General features: G+C 49.0%; 4 protein-coding genes. All 4 read left to right on the forward strand.

What is annotated here, in order from left to right:
* Window positions 1–896: ATP-binding cassette domain-containing protein (locus tag B5F54_RS16855; protein WP_242969735.1), on the forward strand; the 896-nt coding region annotated here is incomplete at its 5' end.
* Window positions 897–901: 5 nt separating this feature from the next.
* Window positions 902–1861: a helix-turn-helix domain-containing protein gene (locus B5F54_RS16860; protein WP_087235308.1), complete on the forward strand. Its 960-nt coding sequence runs from the start codon at window positions 902–904 to the stop codon at window positions 1859–1861.
* Window positions 1862–1987: 126 nt separating this feature from the next.
* The gene (locus tag B5F54_RS16865) at window positions 1988–3769 is read left to right on the forward strand and encodes an ABC transporter ATP-binding protein (RefSeq protein WP_087235309.1); all 1782 of its coding nucleotides are present in this window, start codon (window positions 1988–1990) and stop codon (window positions 3767–3769) included.
* Window positions 3762–6141, forward strand: a 2380-nt coding sequence (mobQ, locus tag B5F54_RS16870; protein ID WP_242969736.1) for a MobQ family relaxase, incomplete at its 3' end; no start/stop codon positions are given. The genes B5F54_RS16865 and mobQ, both read left to right, overlap by 8 nt.

The raw sequence follows: 6141 nt of genomic DNA on the forward strand, positions 1-6141 counted from the left end.
TCACAGACAACAAGCCCTTTCGGTTGCTTGAGCAATTTCTTCAAAAATATTGTCTAACTTTTCGGGGTCACTTCATTATTGCCGAACACCGTCTATATTTTCTGATGGACCTGATCGACCGGGCGATCTTCATTCAAAAAGGAAAAATTGTTCAGGCTTTTTCAAGAGATGAGTTTCGCAATCTTTCGGATGAGCAGCGTATCAGGATGGGGCTTAGAAGTCTTGTCCATCCTGTGCTGGAGCTGCCTCCCGCCGATCCGCCAGGAGCGCAGGAAGGCTTATCCGTAGAAAATCTTTCCTGTGCCTTTGATAAGCAGCCGGTATTCAGCGGCCTTGGCTTTTCTGCAAAACGGGGCGAAGTGTTGGGGATTGTCGGTCATAACGGCGCGGGAAAAACGACGATGACGCGCTGCCTGTGCGGGCTTTTGAAAGAAGTGAATGGAACAGTCCGGCTGGACGGGCAAACACTGAAAGCAAAACAGCGTAATAAGGCCAGCTTTTGTGTTATGCAGGATGTGAACCATCAGCTTTTTTCAGACAGCGTATGGAACGAATGTGAACTGGCGCAGCCAGATTGTCCGCCGGAGCGGATTGAAGAAATTCTCAGGTCTTTTGATTTGCTGGATTTCAAAGACCGTCATCCGATGGCCCTGTCAGGAGGCCAGAAGCAGCGCCTTGCGGTGGCAACCGCTATTCTCTCCGACAAGGATGTGCTTGTCTTTGACGAGCCTACCAGTGGGCTGGACTATCATCGTATGCTGGAAGTGAGCAACATGATCCGCAAGTTGAATGATGAAAATAAAGTTATCATCATTGTTTCCCATGATTTTGAGTTTTTGGGCCGGACTTGTGATAAAATATTTGATATGGAGGGATGCTCCAAAGAAAGGAGGTAGCGTCTATGCCGGAACTGTTCCGGGAAATGTACTACGGCCCCAATGTTCAAAACCTGGTCGAGTCCGATGATTGCAAGGTCATGCGTTTAAGCGATAATTCTGGTGAAGGCATGATGACGCTCTATCATGTCTTTCCCGGTGTATTTCTCATGTATAATGATTTTCACATGAAGGAGTGCATTTCGGGTTTCCAGACAGATATGGACCTGCTTTGTATCGACCACTGCCGGGAAGGGCGCATTGAGCAGGAAGTCGGCCAAAATGCCTTTAGCTATTTAGAGGCTGGCGATCTTCGGGTGGATCGCCGCATCCATCATTCCGGCAAGGTGGAATTTCCACTTTCTCACTATCACGGTATTTCCATTGGCTTTCAGATGGAGACTGCGGCAAAGGAAATCCCGGCCTCTATGAAAGACTTTTCTGTGGATCTTTATGAATTGCAAAAAAAGTATTGCAGCGACCGTACACCCTATGTCATTCCAGGAGAACCGGCCATTGAGCATATTTTTTCCGAACTCTACAATGTCCCGGTCAAAATCAAAAAGGACTATTTCAAGATCAAAGTGTTGGAGCTGCTGCTGTATCTGGACGCACTGGAACTTTCGGGCCATACAGAAGAACGCCCCTATTTTTATAAAGGCCAGGTTGAGAAAATCAAAGCGATCCAGGCACTTCTGACGCAGGATTTGACCAAAAACTATACTTTGGAAGAACTCTCCGCGCGGTTTGATATTGCCCTGACCCCTATGAAAAACTGTTTCAAATCGGTATATGGCAGCCCGATTTTTACATACATGAGAAACTATCGAATGAACTATGCTGCCTCTTTACTGAAATCAGATAAGTCGCTGAAAGTGGCGGAGATTGCGGGACTTGTGGGATATGACAGCCCCAGCAAATTCGCGTCCGCATTTCATCAGACAATGGGAAAAACGCCGTTGGAATATCGAAAATCAATTATCTGATTGGAATAAAAAAGGCCGTGTGGAGCGGAAAGAAAAATTGAATTGTGATAGCATTAAGGATGGTTAGCAAAGATTAACCATCCTTATTTCTTTGCTGGCTAAATTGATCGAGAGAGGTGAATTGATATGAAGCAGCAAAAAGAGCATTGGGTCAAAACACTTTTCTCTTTTGCAGGTCCCTGCAAAGGGAAAATGACCCTCTCGGTTTTGTGTGCCATTTTAAGTGTTGCCGGAGGCTTTGTTCCGTTTTGGGCGGTGTATGAAATCCTGCTCCTGTTCATTAACCGGACCGCTACTTTGAACAACATCCTGCTCTGGTGTCTGGTAGGAGTAGGCGGATACCTGATCCGTGTCATCTGCTTTGGCATTTCCACAATTTTGGCACATATCTCCGCTTACACGATACTGGAAGGTATCCGCCTGAAAATCGCAAACCGTCTGATGAGGGTGCCCCTTGGCGAAGTAATGGGACGAAGGATCGGTTACTTGAAGAATATTATCATGGACAAGGTGGAGGATTTGGAGCCGCCTTTGGCTCACATGATCCCGGAGCTGACATCGAACCTGCTCCTTCCGGTTGCTATTTTTATCTGGTTGCTGGCGATTGACTGGCGTTTGGGCCTTGCAGTTCTGATTGCTCCGGTTCTGGCTATGATCCCCATGTTCTTTCTCATGCGGAACTATAACAGCCAGTACGCAGCTTATATGGAGGCAAACAATCATGTAAACAATGTCATTATTGAGTATGTGGAAGGCATTGAGGTTGTTAAGGCGTTCAATCAAAGCACCAGTTCCTATGAGAAGTTCGTGGGAGCGGTAAAGTCCTTTAAGGACTTTACCCTGGCATGGTTCAAGAGCACCTGGAAAACAATGAATCTGATGATGGCGATTATGCCCACCACCCTGTTGGGGGTACTTCCCATCGGTTTGCTGTTGGTACAGAGCGGGAGCATCACACCTGCTGAATTGGCGATGGGAATTATTCTTTCGCTGAGTATTGTCGGCCCACTGATGAAAGCTACTACTTTTATCAACGAGGCAAAGTCAATGGAGTATGCAGTAGAAGCTGCAAATGAACTTCTGAACCTGCCTGTATTGCCGGACTCTGGCAGGATTGTTCCGATTAGGCACACAGATATTGTTTTACAGGATGTGTCTTTCTCCTATGATGGCACCGAGCAAAACGAAGTGCTGCATGACATCAGCCTGAAAATGCCGCAGGGAAGTTTTACAGCCCTGGTTGGACCATCCGGCGGGGGCAAGTCCACCGTTGCCCGGCTGATTGCCCGGTTTTGGGATGTGACCGGCGGCAGCATCTCCATCGGCGGCACGAATATCAAGGAACTTTCCATCCGGCAGCTTTCCGAATTGGTCAGTTTCGTGACACAGGACAATTTCCTGTTCAACTGCTCTCTCAAAGAGAACATCCGACTGGGTAATCCAAATGCTACGGATGAGGAAGTATATGCCGCCGCAAAAGCGGCCTGCTGTGATGATTTTATTGTTCGACTGGAAAAAGGATATGATACCCCGGCCGGTGATGCTGGCAAGCGGCTCTCCGGCGGAGAAAAGCAACGAATTGCTATTGCGAGAGCAATCCTGAAAAATGCGCCTATTGTGATTTTGGACGAGGCAACTGCCTTCACTGATCCGCAGAATGAAGATAAAATCCAGAAATCCATCATGGCCCTTTCCAAAGGAAAGACCCTGCTGGTGATTGCACATCGTCTGTCTACCATTCAAAACGCAGATCAGATTGTCGTTCTGAAGAAAGGACAGATTGTTGACTGCGGAAAGCAGGAGGAACTCCTGGAACGCTGCCCGCTTTATGCGGATATGTGGCAGGCGCATATTGGCGCAAAGAACTGGTCTGTGGGCGAGAAAAAGGAGGTGGCTGTCAATGTTTAAGTCAATGAAACGCATTATCCGATGGGCTGGTAAATATAAAGCCCGCCTCTATCTTGGTTCTGTGTGTTCCTTTTTCAGCAGTTTGTCTACTGCTATTCCTACAATGGCAGCCGCATTCGCACTGGATAAAGCGATCCAGGCATACTGGACGAATACTGCGATTGATACTGTTTTAATCTGGCAAACGCTGTGGATCATTATTGGCTCGATTGTGCTGAACTTCCTGCTTTCTTATCTCCGGGCAGTGTTGCAGGAAAGCATTGGATATGAAGTGGCCGCCGGACAGCGTATTCATCTGGGCGATGTACTGAAACGGGTTCCCCTTGGGTACTTTTCACAGAACAGTGTCGGTGACATTCTGGCAGGTGTTACCACGGAATTGTCTACTTTGGAATTACAGGGCATGAAAATGGTGGATGTCATCATCAATGGATACGCAAAGTTTATTGCCATCGTTTTATGCCTGATCTTCTTCAGCCCCGTTGCTGCGGTTATTTCCATTGTCGGCGTTGCTCTTTCGGCGCTGGCTTTGCAGGGGATCAGCAGACACAGTGAAAAAACCGCTGCAACAACCCATAAAGCAATGGAAGATATGTCCGGCGCAACGATTGAATACATCCGGGGGCTTTCCATTGTGAAGTCCTTTGGACAGGAAGGGGCCTCTATTGAGAACTTTCGTAATGCCAGTAAAGATCTGAAAGATATTCATATCAAGGTGGAAAAAGGCTTTACTCCATTTAACTGTCTGCATCTGTTTGCCTTGAAACTGGCTTCGATGGGAATTGTCTTTATTTGCGCATGGCAGGCATTACAGGGACAAATGAGTATGGCGTTCTTCCTGATGTTTGTCCTGTTCTCTTTTGTGATGTTCGGCAGTGTGGAGAATATCAATGACGCAGCCCATACGCTTGGAGTTGTGGACTCTGCCATGAATAAGCTGGAAGCATTGGAGAATGTAAACTATATCGACCAGGATGGCACCGACATAAAACCGGCAACCTATGATATTGAGTTTAGGGATGTTTCTTTCGGATATGACAGCCGGATTGTTCTGCATGACCTGAACTTCAAAATTCCGCAGAATAGCACAACAGCCATCGTGGGGCCATCTGGCAGCGGAAAATCTACGCTGTGTAACCTGATTGCCCGTTTTTACGATGTCAACAGCGGAACGATTACCATTGGTGGAACGGATATTCGCAGATTTACCTGCGATAGTCTACTCAAAAATATCAGTATGGTTTTTCAGAATGTCTATTTGTTCCGGGACACCATCAAGAATAACATTAAATTCGGCAGCCCGGACGCTACGGATGAGCAGATTGTCGCCGCCGCAAAAGCGGCCCGCTGCCATGACTTCATAATGGCTTTGCCAGACGGATATGACACGGTGATTGGTGAAGGGGGTTCTTCTCTTTCCGGCGGTGAAAAGCAAAGAATTTCTATCGCCAGGGCGATGCTCAAGGATGCTCCCATTGTTATCTTGGATGAGGCAACAGCAAGCATTGACCCTGAGAATGAGCATTTGATCCAGGAAGCTATTTCTGCCCTGACACATGGCAAGACCATTATTACGATTGCTCATCGTCTGGCCACGATTGAGAACGCCGACCAAATCCTTGTGATTGATGGCGGAACTGTGGCTCAGAGAGGTACACATATCATCAAGCGCAGCGAGGGCCGTTCCGCTGTTGCCGCAGCCGCCTACCGCAGCGGAACAAAGCTGACGAATGAATGGGACGGCCTTACCCACGATTACACCCGCAAGGGCGGCGTTGTCCATGCGGAGATCATGCTGCCCGCCCACGCCCCGCCGGAATTTGCAGACCGCTCCACCCTTTGGAACAGTGTGGAGCAGATCGAGAAAGCCAGGGACAGCCAGCTTGCCCGCGAGATCGAGGCGGCTTTGCCCCGCGAACTGTCCAGGGAACAGCAGCTTGCCCTTGTCCGGGCCTATGTGAAGGACAACTTTGTGGACAAGGGGATGTGCGCTGATTTTGCCATCCATGACAAGGGAACCGGCAACCCCCATGTCCATATCATGCTGACCGTCCGGCCCTTAAAAGAAAACGGCGCATGGGGCGCGAAGTGCCGCAAGGCATACGACCTGGACGAAAACGGCCAGCGCATCCCGGACGAGAGAGGCGGCTGGAAGAACCACCGGGAGGACACCACCGACTGGAACGACAAAGGGAATGTGGAGATTTGGCGAGCAGCATGGGCGGCTTATACCAACCGGGCATTGGAGGCAGCCGGTCAGCCTGCCCTGGTAGACCACCGCAGCTACAAGCGACAGGGCATTGATAAAATCCCCTCTGTCCACCTGGGGCCAGCGGCCAGCCAGATGGAGAAGCGCGGCATCCGCACCGACA

The organism is Anaeromassilibacillus sp. An250, assembly GCF_002159845.1.
Classification (GTDB): Bacteria; Bacillota; Clostridia; order Oscillospirales; family Acutalibacteraceae; genus Anaeromassilibacillus; species Anaeromassilibacillus stercoravium.